This is a genomic window from Chryseobacterium rhizosphaerae (genome assembly GCF_003385455.1).
Taxonomy (GTDB): Bacteria; Bacteroidota; Bacteroidia; order Flavobacteriales; family Weeksellaceae; genus Chryseobacterium; species Chryseobacterium rhizosphaerae.
On record NZ_QNUF01000010.1, the window covers coordinates 79,726 to 95,058 of the forward strand.

Below are 15,333 nucleotides of genomic sequence, written 5' to 3' on the forward strand. Positions count from 1 at the left end.
TTTTAACATCATAAAAAACAACATTAATGCGCAGAAGAATTCCCAAAAAAATTCCTGTTCAGCAGCCTCCTGTCCCGGTGACGGAAGAATACAATAAGCCTGCTATCATTGAAGAAGAAGTGATGCCTTTTGTATTGAGGCACGAAGATGAAATCATTAATTACATCAAAGAAAAAGCAATAAAGGAGACCATGAAATCACTGGCACCTTTACTGGAAAAACTGGAAGAAGCTGTTAAACAGCAAGAAGCAGCTCCCACTCAGGATTTTCCACCCACTGCTTCTGCTGCCCCGGCAATGAATTATGAAGAACAGCTGAAACAGCTTCAGGAGGCTTCAACAGCAAAGGTAAAGGAGAAAGAGATAAAAATAATGGAGCGAATGAATAAGCTGAATACAAGGCTTGGTAATATTCGCATCTAAAAACATCAAAAACTAAATATATACTATGAACGAAATTAATGCATTCATCACAGGAATGTCTACGGCTGTGCCCGGTGCCATTTCTACACAGGTAAGTGCCCATTCCACAGGGCTCATGCAGATTAATTCTGCGTTAAACCAACAACGGGATTCTATGATGGGAATAACCAATTATGTCATGGGAGTCAAAAAAATGAGTTCCGGAAAACGGAAATACCGAGAATTGGAAATGCTTAAAAAGGGAAGGTTTTAATCCCTGCATCAAAAACTATGGATGCGGTTTATTTTCTCTGTAAAGATAAAATCCGGTGCCCTCAACATATACCATCAGGTCAACATTTATTTTGCACCGGTTTTTAGATGCTGTCAGTGTACAAAAGCAATCATTCAGAATCCATTTTTTTTCCGGCCCAAAGGAATCGATCACTACCGGCATACCTACAGCAGAAATATATTTTTAAGACAGATATTAAAATTATAACCGCATCCTTTTAATAAAAAATATGCTTTAAACTCGCACAGATTTTACAGATCATGGTTTCAACCATTGTATTAAGAATCACCCTTCGGATCTAATCATCAATTACCAGTCTATACCAATGCTTTTGAAATTTATTCATCTGCAGGATCTGTTGTGAGTTTAAAAATAGAATAGAAAACTAGTTTAAATCAATAATTTATTAACCGAGATCAGATCTCACCAAAAACAATTACAACTATGGCAACAGTCAATGAACAAATCACAGACGCAGTAACGCAATCTAACGTAAAGGTAGTAGCAGAATCTCCTGCAATGGCTTTAAGTAATGTGTATCAATCGGCAGCACATTCTACAGGAATTATGTTTGAAAATGCAGTCAATACGCAAAATCAACAAAACATTTTAGGTCAGGCAGCCACTACTCAGGGAATCCTGCAGATCTATAGCCTGGATACTGTAGCAGATGCCGTTTCGATTGCGAAGATCCTTAAACCCTAATTTTTAAACTTTTTGATAAAAAGTGATCATCCCAGCCGGAAAATCCGGTTGTTTTTTAACCCATAAACAATAATCGTTATGCCAGTAAACGGACAAATCACAGACGCAGTAACTCAGTCTAATGTAAAAGTAGTAGCAGAGTCTCCTGCAATAGCTTTAAGTAATGTGTATCAGACAGCAGCACATTCTACAGGAATTATGTTTGAAAATGCGATTAATACTCAAAACCAGCACAATATCGTTACCCAGGCAGCTACAACACAAGGTGTTACTCAAATTTACAGTAAAGATACCATCGCTGATGCTATTTCTATTGCTAAGATCCTGACCCCTTAATCCATTTTTGCAGACCGCAGCATACAACAATTTTACAATGCCGGAAAAACCGGTTGATTTTTAACCTTAATAAAAAATTATAACTATGGCATCAGTCAACGAACAAATCACAGACGCAGTAACCCAGTCCAACGTAAAAGTAGTAGCAGAATCTCCTGCAATGGCGCTGAGTAACGTATATCAATCAGCAGCACATTCCACAGGAATTATGTTTGAAAATGCAGTGAATGCACAAAACCAACAAAATATTCTGACTCAGGCAGCTACGACACAAGGTATTTCACAAATCTATAGCCTGGATACTATTGCAGATGCGGTTTCCATTGCTAAAGTCCTTAATCCGTAATTCATTTTTGCGAAAAGCAGAATACTATCCGAGCAACCGGAAAAACCGGTTGTTCTTTAAACCTAATAAAAAATTATAACTATGGCATTACCTACCGAAAAAGCAGGAACAACAGTCAACGAACAAATCACAGACGCAGTAACACAATCGAACGTAAAAGTAGTAGCAGAATCTCCTGCAGTGGCACTGAGCAACGTGTACCAGACAGCGGCACATTCTACAGGAATTATGTTTGAAAATGCAGTGAATTCACAAAACCAACAAAACATAGTTACGCAGGCTGCCACTACACAAGGGATTTCACAAATCTACAGCCTGGATACTATTGCAGATGCCGTTTCTATGGCTAAAGTCCTTAATCCGTAATTCATTTTTGCGAAAAGCAGAATACCATCCGAGCAACCGGAAAAACCGGTTGTTCTTTAAACTTAATAAAAAATTATAACTATGGCATTACCTACCGAAAAAGCAGGATCAACAGTCAACGAACAAATCACAGACGCAGTAACACAATCAAACGTAAAAGTAGTAGGAGAATCTCCCGCAATGGCACTGAGCAACGTGTACCAGACAGCGGCACATTCTACAGGAATTATGTTTGAAAATGCAGTGAATTCACAAAACCAACAAAACATAGTTACGCAGGCTGCCACTACACAAGGGATCTCACAAATCTACAGCCTGGATACTATTGCAGATGCGGTTTCTATGGCTAAAATCCTTAATCCGTAATTTATTTTTTGCGAAAAGCAGAATATTATAATCCGAACAACCGGAAAATCCGGTTGTTTTTAAACCTCATAAAAAATTATAACTATGGCATTACCTACCGAAAAAGCAGGAACAACAGTCAACGAACAAATCACAGATGCAGTAACGCAATCGAACGTAAAAGTAGTAGGAGAATCTCCTGCAATGGCATTGAGCAACGTATATCAATCTGCGGCACATTCTACAGGAATTATGTTTGAAAACGCAGTAAATGCACAGAACCAACAAAATATTCTAGGTCAGGCAGCGACTACTCAGGGAATTCTGCAGATCTACAGTCTGGATACTGTAGCCGATGCAGTTTCTATGGCTAAAGTATTAAATCCTTAATTATAGTGTGTTTTTTAGATTTCTTGTTATCAGGGAGTACATCAATGTGCTCCCTGATTCTTTATGATTATTTATCTAGCAAAACAATTTCATTCGCATCAATAATACTGTTTTGTACCGCGTAAATGACCAATCCAGCCATATTCTTCACTCCTGTTTTAATCATAAGATTGGTTTTGTGGGTTTCTACAGTTTTAGGAGAAATAAACAGGGAATCTGCAATTTCTTTCGTACTCATTTGTTGGCAAACCAATCGTAAAACTTCCACTTCTCTCTCTGTAAGTTCATTTTTAGAAAAAGAATGAAATTCAGGAAGCTTGTTGGAAAGCTGCCCTCTCATTGCATCAATCTGTTCACTGGAAAAATAATGCCCGGTATGGTAAACCGTGTTGAGGACAGTCAATAGCTCCTCCAGCTCAATTTCTTTAGATAAAAACGCATGAGCCCCCATTTTTAGCATTTGTCCCATAAAAGAACGGCGATAAAAACTGGATAGCACTACGATTTTAGTTTGTATTTCTCTTTGGGCCAAGGCAGACATCACATCAAGACCATCACCATTTGCCATTCTCAAATCTAAAATCAGAATATCCAAAGAGCCACAATCTTCTTCGGCGAGAAAATGACACCCACTTTTTGCTGTAACGACTACCTGATAGATGCCGCTATTCTCGATATAATTTTTCAAAAGCTGTACAAACAGCAGGTCATCATCTACAATGCCTATTTTAATTCTTGAATGTTCCATGTATATTGTTTTATTGTATTGCCATACAGGCGATAAATTTTGTTCCTTTCTCAGGTTTTGTTTTAAGTTTATAGATTGCTTTGATTTTTTGTGCTCTTGAATGAACATTTCTTAATCCTATCCCACCCGAATGATTCCCTATAATAAAGCCACGACCATTATCTTCTATGGTTAACATCAGATAATTCAGCGATATTCTTAGGGATACATCCACTCTGGTAGCTTCAGCATGTTTAAGAATATTGGTGATTAATTCTTGTATGATTCTGAAGATATTTAATTTTACAGGATTGCTGATTGCTATCTCTATTGTAAGATGATGAAAAATAACTTCTATATTTTTATTAATCGGTACGAGATAATCCGCAATTAAATCTGCAAGATCAATTTCATTGAGATCAGGAGGAGTCAGATTATGGGATAATTCCCGAATCAGCTGCATTGATCTTTTTAAATCAACATTAAGCTCTTCCGGCTTTTTCTCATTGATAGTCAAACGAATAATATTCAGCTGCGAGATGATATTATCATGAAGTTCTTCTGCCAAACGTTCCCTATCCTGTTCCTGTAAGCTCAGCATATGCTCCCCGTATTCCTTTTTCACATCCCTGAACATCGTCGAGACTTTCTGCTTGTTTTTTTTGATACTTTTTAAATAATTAATAACCAATAATGTGATGAATAATGTTGTTAAAAAAAATAGCCCAATACCGATCCATATCCATACAACTACCTGATTCTGATTTTCCCAACAGCACATCCCAGATTAATAAAAGCAATATAAAAAGACAATAACAAAACGCCTCTAAGAAGCCAGATGGGGCCTACCCAGCTCAGATGGTTGCTGATTAAAAAATTAAAAGTAGTAGAGATCACACATTCAACGGAAAAGAACAGAAAAACAACGATGTTTACAATAAACATACTTTTTTCAACTCTTCCTACTCTGATGATCTTCATGAAATAAGAAGCTGCATAACTGCAAATAATAATACTACTGATGATATTAGAATAGAAAGTGACCGATGTAGCGTTTTGTATATACAACATATTACCAATCAGCAAAAACCCTGCATAACAATAGATTATCCATCTGATTTTGCGGGAAAGCTGAATATAATAATTGCTATAAATTACCGTAAGGGCTACCAGACCAAAAAACTGGCTGAGTGCATAATTATAGGTGTTAAGCGTGTTTAATTTCATCAACCGGTCAATTAAGTCGGCCATCTCCAACGTCAGCTCTCCTGAAAGAAGTACAATCACAGGAAACTTTGTTCTTATCCCTTCTTTTACCAATACAATCAACCCTGTCAGTAAAACGAGATTAATCATAATTTGCAAATACAGGGAAAGGCTGTTATACGAAAACACTGGTGCTTTGCTTCAAAAGTTGATAATCACTGAGACTATCAATCGTAAATGGAGGTCGTGGAGTAGAATAGTTTTCTGCAGTTTCACTGATATGGTTAATCGCTAAACTTTTCACCGTAATCATTTCGATATGATAAGGGAAATTACTTTCTTTTTTTTCTAAGTTATTCGTGAGTCCAAAGAAGCAGATACATGTCTGAGCATCCAGAATCCCCATTCTTTCATAATCCGAAAACGGAATAGAGATCAGTTGAAAAAAATCTTCTGTTTTCTGAGCCTGAAGCCAGGAAGTAGCAAACATATTCCATCTGAAACTTCTATTTATGGCCGCTTCTGAAGTAATTGAAGGTGGATTTAATTCCATATCATTACTGCTTTCCATCTTCCCGTCAGCAAAATCACGGGAAAAGCTTTTAATAACTATAGCACCAAAATTAGCCTCTTTATCACTTGTAGAATCAATCAGAAAAAACTTTAATTGTTCCTCATGAATACCTACATAAGCATGAATTCTTTGGTGTTCTCCTGTAAGGTTTTTTTTCCACCGTTCAATTTCTGCTCCTGAAACACTGAAATGGGTTCCCTGATTTAAATAATTCAAAATTTTGGTCCCATTCGTATCAATCCCGTTTTTGTAAGAATCAATAATATTTTTCCATTTTCTAATGGCTTCAAAGATATTTTCAGTAGTCATGATAGCTATTTGTGAATGATAATTATTTTATGTGTTGAAATTTACAAAAAAAATGCACTCCTATTTATTTTTAAATCACTTTTGTGTGGAAAACATAATACAACGTAATTAAAATTAATATTCATCTATTTTTTTTTCAAAAAACATGAGAAGCAGTATGTATCTTTGTAATACAAAACGATCTCATTTAAAACCTCTTTACATCATGATTCCATTCCACGAGCTTTTATTCTTTATCCTGGCGGCACTTGTTCTTGTAATCAGCCCGGGGCCCAATATGATTTATCTGATATCCAAATCAATAACGCAAGGAAAGAAGTCAGGGTTTATTTCATTGATCGGGGTAGTCTGTGGATTTCTGTTTCACATCGTTATGGTATCTTTTGGGTTGACCGCCGTATTATTTGCGGTGCCCATCGCTTATACAGTCCTTAAAACAGTAGGAATTATTTATCTTTTATACTTAGCTTATCAGGCCATTAAACCTAAGAGCAAAAACATTTTTGAAGTCGATGAAAACGGATCTCATGACAGTCCTAAAAAGCTTTTCAGTATTGGCTTTTTAACCAGTATGCTCAATCCCAAAGTAGCTGTCTTTTACCTGTCCCTTTTTCCACAGTTTATCAAACCTGAATATGGATCAGTACTGATCCAGAGTTTGGAACTTGGAGTTATACAGGTTCTGGTAAGTTTTAGTGTTAACTTTTTAATCATATTAACCGCGGCAAGAGTGGCTTTATTCTTTGCCCACAACCCTGCCTGGATAAGAGTACAAAAGTGGTTCATGGCTAGTGTACTGACCTGCTTAGCTATAAAGATGGCATTCTCAAAGGCAAAATAAAGATGAAGCATACCATTCCCACCTATGATTTAAGTGATATTTCGGAGCATCATTTTCTTATCAAAAGACTGGATGAAAATTATCACCATTCAAGAGATACTATTTTGGATAAAGGGATACACCGTGACAGCCATTATATTTTCACTTGTATGGAAAGTGGCCACGTAAAAATGATGGTTGATTTTAAAATCATTGAATCTCAAGGCAGCTCTATTTTCTGTGTATTGCCTAATCAGGTGCATCAGGGGCTTTTGATGAAAGATGTGAGCGGTTGGTTTGTAGCGGTAAAGGCAGATTGGCTTCCGGATACCGTACGTGCTGTTTTTGAGGAATCCCTGGACGAAGTGAAGCCTATTACTATCGATAAAAATTGGATGGAAAAGATCAATACATCTGCCAGTATGCTCCAGGCTTCCTTCACTGAGGAAACATTCGCCTCCAAAGAAGGGCTTTTGATTGTTCACTCTTTATTGAATGCTTTTGTCGGGATGTTTGCTTTTATATATTCCCGCGAAACCACCTCTGAAATATCTGATGAAAACCGTTCTTTGCAGCTGGCAAGAGCTTTCAGAATCAGGATAAGAGAAAATTTTAAAACCACGAAAAGTCCATCAGAATATGCTGAACTTCTCAATATTTCAAGAGGATATCTCACCGAAGTAATCCGGGAGGTAACCGGAAAACCCGCACAATACTGGATCCATCAGGAAATTATCATAGAAGCAAAAAGATTATTAGCCTTTACCCATCTTACAGTAAAGGAAATTGCCTATGAATTGGGATATAGTGATCACACTTATTTTAGCCGTTTATTTTCAAAACTGGTGGGCCAGCCTCCCTCAGCATTTCGGGATAAAAATAAAACAGGAAAGTAACCCACGAATAATCCAACCAATTCCCTGAAACAGCTATCGCTATATTTTAATTTTACAGCTTCCTTTGTCATAAAAAATTATTTATGCCAAGCTTACCAAAATGGATCAATGATACTGTAGAAAATGTGTGGTCTTCAAAGTTTAAAGACTGTAATGTTATCGATAAGAAGAAAATTACTGATGAGCTTTACTGTATACGTTTTGCCACAGACTTGCAGGATATTCATTATGAACCTGCCTATGCCATAGGAATAAGAGTCAACGATAGGGATTTCCGTAATTATTCTCCTTTTAATTTCAACAGAGAAGCAGGTACATTTGACATTCTCTTTCATATTCACGATACCTCAGCAGCAGGAAGTAATTTCGTAACCCACCTGTCAGCAGGAGATTCTATAAAAATTTTAATACCCAGAGGAAAACGTTTTTTTGATCCCGATGCCATGATGCATTTCTCAATAGGTGATGAAACATCCCTGGGAAGCTCTCTTGCCATTAAAGAAGCTGCTGAAGAATCTAATCTCTTATTTGGCTGTCTCCATGAGGTGGAAGATTCTTCAGCTCTGGAAACCCTGAATTTATATGGATACCATGCTCCAAAGAATAACATCATGGTTATTATTGAATCTCTAACTGATTTTTTAAGGGAAGAAAAACAAGCTATATACAATGATGATGTTATTTTCTATGTAACGGGAAACGGAAATACAATGACGCTGATCAGAAAATTCCTAAAGGCAAAAGGAGTATCCTCCAGATGCATCAGATCACAAGCCTATTGGATAGAAGGAAAGAAAGGATTGTGATACTCACAATTTTATCTGACAATTAAATCGCTAATAATTGTCAGATAAAATTAAAGATCAGGGGGGGGGACCTCATTTTATTTCATCTTTTTCCCCAATTCTTTTGCCTTTTTCAGCCAATGCTTCCGCTGTTCTTCCTTAGAATTCCTGATTACTCCAATATAAGTTACCCTCACCGGTTTTACACCGCAAAACTCCAACGTAGATCTTTTAAGCTGATTAACACTGGGTCTGCCGAAAAAAAGACGGTAATACCAACCCGGCTGATCTAAAGTGGTAATAATATGTCCTGTTTTCCCTTTCAGAAACCGATCCCACCATACAGAGTTTTCCCTGTATTTAAAAGCCATTCCCGGTAAGAAAAGCCGGTCTAAAAAACCTTTTGTGATGGCGGGCAGGCCACCCCACCAAACAGGATGTATCCAAACCAGGTGATCAGCCCATTGAATGATTTCCCAGGCTTTAAGCAAGTCCGGTTCCAGTTCCATCCTTTTTTGATATCCGAATTGCAGATTAGGATTAAAATCGAGATAGGCAATGGTAATTTCCTTTACTTCTGCCCCCGATTCCTTTGCTCCGTTTCTGTATGCTTCAGCAATTCCAAAATTGAACGAATCTTTATTTGGATGTCCGTTGATAATGGCTATTTTTTTCATTGCGTTACCTTGATATTAATGGTTTCATATGCATTAAGCTGGGCTAATAATGATAAGGGTTCATGCAGCTGGTGTCCAAAATAAACATTATTTCCATGAGGGTTTCTCAACAGCTCTTCCGTATGCAGCACTGCTGATAAAGCGGTTAATTCTGCCTGTCCTTTTGTACTCTGTAAACTTAATTTCCTGCAAATCCCTTTATCTTTTACAACAATTTCAAATACTGACTGATCTCCTTTTCCACTGGATCCGAAGATCATCTTTCTTTCTTTTAAAGATAAAATACTGAAAATTCTAAGGTACTGAAAAGAGCCAAGCAACCACGTAATAAATTTTGAATTGTAGGTCATTTTTACACTGACATCAGGAACTCTTTCTACCCGGTTTAAAATATAAAGATCCGGAACATCAAAATTATAAGCCCTCCTCTTCCCTATGCCAAAGGAAAAATCAAAAACTTCAGTATTTAAAAAATGCCGGATAGAAACAGGTTGATCATTTTTATATTCACTGAAAGGAACAGCCACATTTTCTGCCATAAAATGAGCAGAGCTTTCTCCAGCCAGATCCTTTACAGAATAATATACAAAAAGCTTAATCTCCCGGATATCTACCCTATCTGAAAGCGTATTTGCCAATCCCGGAACAATTCCTCCCATCCACCCTGAGCTGAATACAATCCTGCTGCTGACTTTTCGGTTCTTTGCCAGATCGTAGGCTTTTACCAGATCAGGAGTTGGCTTGGTGATATCCAGATAATCGATCTTATTGTCAATAGCAAAGCGGAGAACATGATCCGTTTTATCATTGACTGAAAGAATGATCAGGTTGATTTTCTTCTCTAAAATTATGCTAAAAGAACCCAGATCTGTGACGTCAATCTTTAGGTCTTTATCAGTTTTACCTCCTTTTCGTCCCCCAATAAAAATATTGAACTGAGGATTTCTTTTTTTTAAAATACGGGCAATCGTTTTACCCACTAATCCGGTTCCACCAATAATCAGAATATTATGCTCCATCTATTTTTTTTACAAAATTATAGAGCTTCCGGACCAATGAACAGGACAAATGTCTAAAAAGAAATTTCCTTTCGGATACGGCTTAAATGGCGTTGGGTAATCCCAAGATAAGAAGCCAGGAACTGTAGCGGAATATTCTGGATATAATCCGGTTGGTTTTTAAGTAAATCGGCATACCTCTGGGCAGCATTGTTACGCTGAAGCTGAAAGAATCTTTTTTCAAGTTCCATATATTCCTGCTCGGCTATTGCTTTTAAAAATAAGGTCCAATTGGGATTATTCCGAACCAGCTCTTCTATTTTATCTTTTTTCAAAATAAGCAGATCAGCATTGGAGATAGCCTGCATAGTTTCCATACTTGGAGCCCCTGAAATAAATGATGAATAGGAAGCCATCAGATTATTGGGAAATCTGAAACAGTACGTAGTATCTTTCCCATCATCGGAAATATAATACGAACGGAAAATTCCGGATTCTATGAATGCAATCTCTTTACATGGATCACCTTCCTGCACAAAGTAGTCATTTTTACTGACGCTCCGGGGTTCAAAAAGATGTAAAAACTCCTCAATTTCACTTTCTGAAAATAGGGAAAACATTCGAAAATAATCCTGTATCATAGTTTTTAAAAAATAGTATCCTTCCTACTTGAATACAGCGAAAATAAATAAAAACAGCATGAAAATAAAATTACGGACTATAAAGTATAACGAAAAGCAAAAATGATCTCATGAGGAATTGTATCCTATCCTTTTACAAAAAACGTAAAACCACCCCGAATGGAATGGTTTTACTACCGTTTTAAAACTGATTGAGTTATGTATATGAAGATATGATGTTTGTGTTGATGCAAATATAGGCAGCTCTCAATTCCCCTGTGTCAGGGGAATCCCTAAAGTTTTCTCCGTAAAAATACGGTTGTATAAAAAGAAAAAGCCCTGTAACAAGACGTACAGGACTTCAAATGTATCTAACAATTATTCTGTTAAAGTTCAATGCTGTGCCAAAAGCTATATTCCTTAATCAGCACAAACATCTTATTAAAGAGGGCTTACCAACTGTAAGAACCATTCTTTAACCTCTCCTTCTAAATAAGGAGCAATTTTTTCTTCACATGTTTTATGATACCCATTTAACCAGGCGATTTCATTTTCTAAAAGAATTTCTTTCACTATGGTATCTTTAAAGAACGGGCAGAATGTCAGTGTTTCAAATTCGTAGAAAGTTCCGTTAATTGTTGTTTCCGCTTCTTTCACGGCAATCAGATTTTCATGACGGATTCCATATTCTCCTTCAAGGTAATATCCAGGTTCATTGGAGCATACCATTCCCGGAAGAAGGTCCTGTGGATTCAGATCTTTTCTGATGCTTTGCGGGCCTTCGTGAACATTCATAAAACTTCCCACACCGTGACCTGTTCCGTGATTGTAGTCTTTGCCATCCATCCATAACGGAAGTCTTGCAATGGCATCAAGTTGTACTCCTTTAGTTCCTTTCGGGAATTTCACCATAGATAAACGGATCAGTCCCTGTAATACTAATGTTGAGTTTCTCTTGAAATCTTCGGAAACAGCTCCCAAAGCAAAAGTTCTTGTAATATCTGTAGTGCCTTCAAGATACTGTCCTCCTGAATCTACCAGGATGCTTGCATCATTAGTCACGTCTTTGCTTCCTTCCTTCTTGGCCGAATAGTGAATGACAGCACCATTACCTTTATACCCTATGATGGAACCGAAACTTTCTCCCACAAAATTCTCACCTTCTGCACGGAAGCCTCTCAGTTTTTCACCGATAGAATATTCGTTCATGGTTTCTTTTCCGGCATTATGAGTTAGCCAGTAAAGGAATTTTACCATCGCTACCCCATCTCTCGCCATTACTTTTCTGAAACCTTCCAGCTCAGTTTCATTTTTTTGAGCTTTCATCAGATTTCCGGGAACCGGAGCTTTGATAAACTGATTATCTGTTTTTAATGTTTCAAAAATCTGTTGGTTGGTGTTCGGAGAAACCAGTACTTTTTCATTTTTGAATGCTTTCAGATAATGATAGAATTCTTCGTAAGGCATCATTTTCACGAAAGAATCATCCATTTGTTTTCTGGCTCCCACTTCCATTTTATCCAGGTCTGTGAATAAAACAGCATCATTTTTAGTGATCACAATATATCCTAAAAATACAGGGTTACTCTGTACATCACTCCCTCTAAGGTTGGAAGTCCATGCTACATCATCTAAACTTGAGATGATGTGAACAGTAGCATCCTGATCCTCCATTTTCTGACGGATAGCAGAAAGTTTATCTGCTACAGATTGACCGGCTCTTTCTACCGGGTGTACAAAGATTGGATTTTTTGAAGGTGTACCTCTTTCTTTCCAAACTTCTTTTAAAAGAGGAATATCAGCCAGTACAATATTTTTTGAATTAAATTTTTGAGAAAGCAGTTCCCAGTTAGCATGAGAAGCTGCTAAAGCATTAACGGCCACTTTACCTCCTGCAGGAATTTCCGAAATAATCCAATCGATATAATTGGGAGTTCCTTCTATTCCATCTTTGAAAAGGTCAATTCCTGAACCTTCCAGCTCATCAACCGCTTGTGTAAAGTATCTTCCGTCTGTCCAAAGCCCTGCTTTATCTTTGGTTACTACCACAAAACCGGCAGAACCCAGAAATCCTGATAACCAGGCTCTCTCCTGCCATTCTTCAGGAAGATATTCACTCATATGGGGATCTGCAGAATATACTATAAATGCATCAACATTATTTTTCTGCATTTCTTCACGAAGCGCAGCAACTTTTTCCTTTGAAGTCATTCTTTTCATTTTTAAACACCGAAAGTTACGAAAAAATTGAACCCGAAGGATCAATTCCACCGTCTATTTTCCGTAATAATCTGTTATTATTCCTTAATTTCCCAGTAAACAGTCACTATCTATTGAATCTTATAATATATGGTAAGTCTTTTTAATGAATTAAGTATTCTGAAGAAGTTTCTCAATATATTGAGCACTAATAAACCCACTCCTACATCCGGAATGGGTAATTTATAATTGAAAATATTTAATTTACTGATTCTTAAAAAAGGGATAGCGTTTAGTTGTCTTCAAACTCATTATCTTTAAGCAGCTCAGCCAGCACTTTCTTGGCACGCATCACTCTCACTTTGGTATTGGCAACAGAAATCCCCAGTTCTTCGGCAATTTCTTTGATGCTTTTCTCTTCAAAAAATCTAAGTTTGATAATATCCTGATAGTTGGCATCCAAAGATTCAATGGTTTTAATGATCTTTTTCTGCTCTTCATTGGAAATCATCAGTTCTTCAGGAGATTTTGCATATTGATTTTTAACCTCATCAAGATTTTCAACGGCATCCTCATTTTCGCGGCTTCTCTTTCTCCAGAAGTCAATGACCGTATTCTGAGCTATGGTAAGGACCCAGGTTTTAAACTGAAAGTGGGGATCAAACATATCCAGCTTTGAGAGTACTTTGGAAAAGACGTTCACTGTGATTTCGTCGGCATCATTTTCATCCCTTACTTTTTTCATCACAAAAGAGAAAACATCTACCCAAAAAACATTAATGAGTTTAGTCTGAGCCTTTTGGTCCTTGTCCTTGGCTTTTTGAATGAGCAGAAATAGCTGTTCGTCGTTCATTACTAACAAATATAGCATATTTGAATGAAAATTCAAAGACTGAAGAAAACTGAATTGGCAAATATATCAATCAGCAAATTTCCCCTTTTGCCCCCTTGATACTTCTGAATTTACTATCTTTGCCCCGTAAAATTTTTAAAGAAAAAATCAATGAATTCCTTTATAGAAGAACTTAAATGGCGTGGTCTGTATGCCGATATGATGCCCGGAACCGATGAACAACTGAATAAAGAGGTAACTACTGCATATATTGGTTTTGATCCGACAGCCGATTCTTTACATATCGGAAGTCTTATCCAGATAAAAATTCTTGCGCACTTCCAACAGCACGGGCACAAGCCTATTGCTCTTGTAGGAGGAGCTACAGGTATGATTGGAGATCCATCCGGAAAATCTGCGGAAAGAAATCTTTTGGATGAAGAAACGCTTTTACATTATGTTGACTGTCTAAAGAATCAGCTGTCAAGGTTTTTAAATTTTGATGGAAACGAGCCTAATAAAGCAGAATTGGTCAACAATTATGATTGGATGAAGAATATTTCTTTCCTTGATTTTGCAAAAAATATCGGAAAGAATATCACGGTCAACTATATGATGGCTAAAGATTCTGTAAAGAAAAGATTTTCAGGGGAAGCAGGTGCAGACGGAATGAGCTTTACGGAGTTTACTTATCAGCTGATTCAGGGATATGATTTCCTTCACCTGTATCAAAACAATAATGTAAAACTTCAGATGGGAGGTTCTGACCAGTGGGGGAACATTACTACCGGAACAGAACTGATCCGTAGAAAAGCTCAGGGAGAAGCATTTGCATTAACGGTTCCTTTGATCACAAAAGCTGACGGTTCCAAATTCGGAAAATCTGAAAGTGGAGAAAACTATTGGTTGGACAAAAAGAAAACTTCACCCTACAAATTCTACCAGTTCTGGTTGAATGCTACAGATGATGATGCTGAAAGATTCATTAAATTCTACACATTCTTAGGAAAAGAAGAGATTGAAGCGCTGATTGAAGAGCACAAAACAGCTCCTCATGAAAGAAAACTTCAGAAGAAACTGGCTGAAGAAGTTACTGTTTGGGTACACGGAAAAGAAGAGTATGAAAAGGCATTAAAAGCTTCAGAAATTCTTTTCGGGCGTTCTACCGCTGAAGATCTTGTAAGCCTTGATGAGGAGACCTTCCTTGAAGTATTTGACGGTGTTCCGCAAAAAGAAGTGGCCCAAGCAGATGTATTGGGAATCAATATCATTGATCTTCTTTCTGAAAAATCAGGATTCTTAAAATCTAAGAGTGAGGCGCAGAGGGAGATGAAAGGAAATTCAATTTCTGTAAACAAACAAAAAGTAAATGATACTTTTGCAGCCAGCGAAAGCGACCTTATTGACGGGAAATTCCTATTGCTTCAAAAAGGTAAAAAAAGCTACTTTATTGTAAAAGTAATCTAATTCTGAATATACTATTAAAACGGCGCTGAGATTTTATCT

General features: G+C 37.1%; 21 protein-coding genes. 12 read left to right on the forward strand and 9 right to left on the reverse strand.

Going from position 1 to position 15,333, the window contains the following annotated elements:
• Nucleotides 1–26: 26 nt before the first annotated feature.
• The 8 genes from DRF57_RS10725 to DRF57_RS10760 all read left to right on the forward strand — a co-directional run bounded on the left by DRF57_RS10725 (nucleotide 27) and on the right by DRF57_RS10760 (nucleotide 3,184).
• On the forward strand, nucleotides 27–422 hold the full coding sequence (locus DRF57_RS10725; RefSeq protein WP_047486873.1) for a hypothetical protein: 396 nt from the start codon (nucleotides 27–29) through the stop codon (nucleotides 420–422).
• A 25-nt stretch (nucleotides 423–447) separates the two neighbouring features.
• On the forward strand, nucleotides 448–675 hold the full coding sequence (locus tag DRF57_RS10730) for a RebB family R body protein (RefSeq protein WP_115918451.1): 228 nt from the start codon (nucleotides 448–450) through the stop codon (nucleotides 673–675).
• A gap of 465 nt (nucleotides 676–1,140) precedes the next feature.
• Nucleotides 1,141–1,401: a RebB family R body protein gene (locus DRF57_RS10735; RefSeq protein ID WP_047486879.1), complete on the forward strand. Its 261-nt coding sequence runs from the start codon at nucleotides 1,141–1,143 to the stop codon at nucleotides 1,399–1,401.
• A 78-nt stretch (nucleotides 1,402–1,479) separates the two neighbouring features.
• Nucleotides 1,480–1,737 (forward strand): RebB family R body protein, encoded by a 258-nt coding sequence (locus tag DRF57_RS10740; protein ID WP_228450270.1) that lies wholly within the window; start codon nucleotides 1,480–1,482, stop codon nucleotides 1,735–1,737.
• An 85-nt stretch (nucleotides 1,738–1,822) separates the two neighbouring features.
• Nucleotides 1,823–2,083, forward strand: a complete 261-nt coding sequence (locus tag DRF57_RS10745) for a RebB family R body protein (RefSeq protein ID WP_047486885.1) — start codon at nucleotides 1,823–1,825, stop codon at nucleotides 2,081–2,083.
• 81 nt (nucleotides 2,084–2,164) lie between these two features.
• The gene (locus tag DRF57_RS10750; protein ID WP_084087887.1) at nucleotides 2,165–2,449 is read left to right on the forward strand and encodes a RebB family R body protein; all 285 of its coding nucleotides are present in this window, start codon (nucleotides 2,165–2,167) and stop codon (nucleotides 2,447–2,449) included.
• An 81-nt stretch (nucleotides 2,450–2,530) separates the two neighbouring features.
• A complete protein-coding gene (locus DRF57_RS10755; RefSeq protein WP_115918455.1) occupies nucleotides 2,531–2,815 on the forward strand; it encodes a RebB family R body protein in 285 nt (94 codons plus the stop codon).
• A gap of 84 nt (nucleotides 2,816–2,899) precedes the next feature.
• The gene (locus tag DRF57_RS10760) at nucleotides 2,900–3,184 is read left to right on the forward strand and encodes a RebB family R body protein (protein WP_047486890.1); all 285 of its coding nucleotides are present in this window, start codon (nucleotides 2,900–2,902) and stop codon (nucleotides 3,182–3,184) included.
• A 67-nt stretch (nucleotides 3,185–3,251) separates the two neighbouring features.
• Here DRF57_RS10760 and DRF57_RS10765 read toward each other — a convergent pair whose 3' ends face one another.
• Genes DRF57_RS10765 through DRF57_RS10780 form a run of 4 tightly spaced genes read right to left on the reverse strand, consistent with a single transcriptional unit; the run spans nucleotide 3,252 to nucleotide 6,000 of the window.
• A complete protein-coding gene (locus DRF57_RS10765; protein ID WP_115918457.1) occupies nucleotides 3,252–3,932 on the reverse strand; it encodes a response regulator transcription factor in 681 nt (226 codons plus the stop codon).
• A 10-nt stretch (nucleotides 3,933–3,942) separates the two neighbouring features.
• Nucleotides 3,943–4,692: a sensor histidine kinase gene (locus DRF57_RS10770; RefSeq protein ID WP_084087886.1), complete on the reverse strand. Its 750-nt coding sequence runs from the start codon at nucleotides 4,690–4,692 to the stop codon at nucleotides 3,943–3,945.
• The gene (locus DRF57_RS10775) at nucleotides 4,662–5,267 is read right to left on the reverse strand and encodes a hypothetical protein (protein WP_115918459.1); all 606 of its coding nucleotides are present in this window, start codon (nucleotides 5,265–5,267) and stop codon (nucleotides 4,662–4,664) included. Before DRF57_RS10775 ends, DRF57_RS10770 begins: the two co-directional genes overlap by 31 nt.
• 25 nt (nucleotides 5,268–5,292) lie before the next feature.
• Nucleotides 5,293–6,000 (reverse strand): hypothetical protein, encoded by a 708-nt coding sequence (locus tag DRF57_RS10780; protein WP_047486902.1) that lies wholly within the window; start codon nucleotides 5,998–6,000, stop codon nucleotides 5,293–5,295.
• Between the two features lie 205 nt (nucleotides 6,001–6,205).
• On the opposite strand from DRF57_RS10780, the gene DRF57_RS10785 reads away from it, so the two are divergent.
• The 3 genes from DRF57_RS10785 to DRF57_RS10795 all read left to right on the forward strand — a co-directional run bounded on the left by DRF57_RS10785 (nucleotide 6,206) and on the right by DRF57_RS10795 (nucleotide 8,522).
• Entirely contained in the window at nucleotides 6,206–6,841 is a 636-nt protein-coding gene (locus tag DRF57_RS10785) for a LysE family translocator (protein WP_115918461.1), read from the forward strand.
• Nucleotides 6,842–6,843: 2 nt separating this feature from the next.
• Complete coding sequence (locus tag DRF57_RS10790) at nucleotides 6,844–7,716, forward strand: helix-turn-helix domain-containing protein (protein ID WP_115918463.1); 873 nt, start codon at nucleotides 6,844–6,846, stop codon at nucleotides 7,714–7,716.
• Nucleotides 7,717–7,799: 83 nt separating this feature from the next.
• Nucleotides 7,800–8,522 carry a siderophore-interacting protein gene (locus DRF57_RS10795; RefSeq protein WP_115918465.1) on the forward strand — a complete coding sequence of 241 codons (723 nt, stop codon included), beginning with the start codon at nucleotides 7,800–7,802 and terminating at the stop codon, nucleotides 8,520–8,522.
• Nucleotides 8,523–8,599: 77 nt separating this feature from the next.
• Here the strand turns inward: DRF57_RS10795 and DRF57_RS10800 are convergent, their stop codons facing one another.
• The 5 genes from DRF57_RS10800 to DRF57_RS10820 all read right to left on the reverse strand — a co-directional run bounded on the left by DRF57_RS10800 (nucleotide 8,600) and on the right by DRF57_RS10820 (nucleotide 13,848).
• Nucleotides 8,600–9,178 carry an NAD(P)H-dependent oxidoreductase gene (locus DRF57_RS10800; RefSeq protein ID WP_115918467.1) on the reverse strand — a complete coding sequence of 193 codons (579 nt, stop codon included), beginning with the start codon at nucleotides 9,176–9,178 and terminating at the stop codon, nucleotides 8,600–8,602.
• A complete protein-coding gene (locus tag DRF57_RS10805; RefSeq protein ID WP_115918469.1) occupies nucleotides 9,175–10,197 on the reverse strand; it encodes a saccharopine dehydrogenase family protein in 1,023 nt (340 codons plus the stop codon). Before DRF57_RS10805 ends, DRF57_RS10800 begins: the two co-directional genes overlap by 4 nt.
• A gap of 53 nt (nucleotides 10,198–10,250) precedes the next feature.
• Entirely contained in the window at nucleotides 10,251–10,817 is a 567-nt protein-coding gene (locus DRF57_RS10810) for a Crp/Fnr family transcriptional regulator (protein ID WP_115918471.1), read from the reverse strand.
• A 420-nt stretch (nucleotides 10,818–11,237) separates the two neighbouring features.
• Nucleotides 11,238–13,007 (reverse strand): aminopeptidase P family protein, encoded by a 1,770-nt coding sequence (locus tag DRF57_RS10815; RefSeq protein ID WP_115918530.1) that lies wholly within the window; start codon nucleotides 13,005–13,007, stop codon nucleotides 11,238–11,240.
• 280 nt (nucleotides 13,008–13,287) lie between these two features.
• The gene (locus DRF57_RS10820; RefSeq protein ID WP_047486924.1) at nucleotides 13,288–13,848 is read right to left on the reverse strand and encodes an RNA polymerase sigma factor; all 561 of its coding nucleotides are present in this window, start codon (nucleotides 13,846–13,848) and stop codon (nucleotides 13,288–13,290) included.
• 150 nt (nucleotides 13,849–13,998) lie between these two features.
• Here DRF57_RS10820 and tyrS point away from each other — a divergent pair, with 150 nt between their 5' ends.
• Nucleotides 13,999–15,294 (forward strand): tyrosine--tRNA ligase, encoded by a 1,296-nt coding sequence (tyrS, locus tag DRF57_RS10825; RefSeq protein WP_047486927.1) that lies wholly within the window; start codon nucleotides 13,999–14,001, stop codon nucleotides 15,292–15,294.
• Nucleotides 15,295–15,333 lie beyond the last annotated feature (39 nt).

Coding starts and splice junctions, on each gene's coding strand:
- DRF57_RS10725 (WP_047486873.1), top strand. CDS start 27: ATGCGCAGAAGAATTCCCAAAAAAATTCCTGTTCAGCAGCCTCCTGTC.
- DRF57_RS10730 (WP_115918451.1), top strand. CDS start 448: ATGAACGAAATTAATGCATTCATCACAGGAATGTCTACGGCTGTGCCC.
- DRF57_RS10735 (WP_047486879.1), top strand. CDS start 1,141: ATGGCAACAGTCAATGAACAAATCACAGACGCAGTAACGCAATCTAAC.
- DRF57_RS10740 (WP_228450270.1), top strand. CDS start 1,480: ATGCCAGTAAACGGACAAATCACAGACGCAGTAACTCAGTCTAATGTA.
- DRF57_RS10745 (WP_047486885.1), top strand. CDS start 1,823: ATGGCATCAGTCAACGAACAAATCACAGACGCAGTAACCCAGTCCAAC.
- DRF57_RS10750 (WP_084087887.1), top strand. CDS start 2,165: ATGGCATTACCTACCGAAAAAGCAGGAACAACAGTCAACGAACAAATC.
- DRF57_RS10755 (WP_115918455.1), top strand. CDS start 2,531: ATGGCATTACCTACCGAAAAAGCAGGATCAACAGTCAACGAACAAATC.
- DRF57_RS10760 (WP_047486890.1), top strand. CDS start 2,900: ATGGCATTACCTACCGAAAAAGCAGGAACAACAGTCAACGAACAAATC.
- DRF57_RS10765 (WP_115918457.1), bottom strand. CDS start 3,932: ATGGAACATTCAAGAATTAAAATAGGCATTGTAGATGATGACCTGCTG.
- DRF57_RS10770 (WP_084087886.1), bottom strand. CDS start 4,692: ATGTGCTGTTGGGAAAATCAGAATCAGGTAGTTGTATGGATATGGATC.
- DRF57_RS10775 (WP_115918459.1), bottom strand. CDS start 5,267: ATGATTAATCTCGTTTTACTGACAGGGTTGATTGTATTGGTAAAAGAA.
- DRF57_RS10780 (WP_047486902.1), bottom strand. CDS start 6,000: ATGACTACTGAAAATATCTTTGAAGCCATTAGAAAATGGAAAAATATT.
- DRF57_RS10785 (WP_115918461.1), top strand. CDS start 6,206: ATGATTCCATTCCACGAGCTTTTATTCTTTATCCTGGCGGCACTTGTT.
- DRF57_RS10790 (WP_115918463.1), top strand. CDS start 6,844: ATGAAGCATACCATTCCCACCTATGATTTAAGTGATATTTCGGAGCAT.
- DRF57_RS10795 (WP_115918465.1), top strand. CDS start 7,800: ATGCCAAGCTTACCAAAATGGATCAATGATACTGTAGAAAATGTGTGG.
- DRF57_RS10800 (WP_115918467.1), bottom strand. CDS start 9,178: ATGAAAAAAATAGCCATTATCAACGGACATCCAAATAAAGATTCGTTC.
- DRF57_RS10805 (WP_115918469.1), bottom strand. CDS start 10,197: ATGGAGCATAATATTCTGATTATTGGTGGAACCGGATTAGTGGGTAAA.
- DRF57_RS10810 (WP_115918471.1), bottom strand. CDS start 10,817: ATGATACAGGATTATTTTCGAATGTTTTCCCTATTTTCAGAAAGTGAA.
- DRF57_RS10815 (WP_115918530.1), bottom strand. CDS start 13,007: ATGACTTCAAAGGAAAAAGTTGCTGCGCTTCGTGAAGAAATGCAGAAA.
- DRF57_RS10820 (WP_047486924.1), bottom strand. CDS start 13,848: ATGAACGACGAACAGCTATTTCTGCTCATTCAAAAAGCCAAGGACAAG.
- tyrS (WP_047486927.1), top strand. CDS start 13,999: ATGAATTCCTTTATAGAAGAACTTAAATGGCGTGGTCTGTATGCCGAT.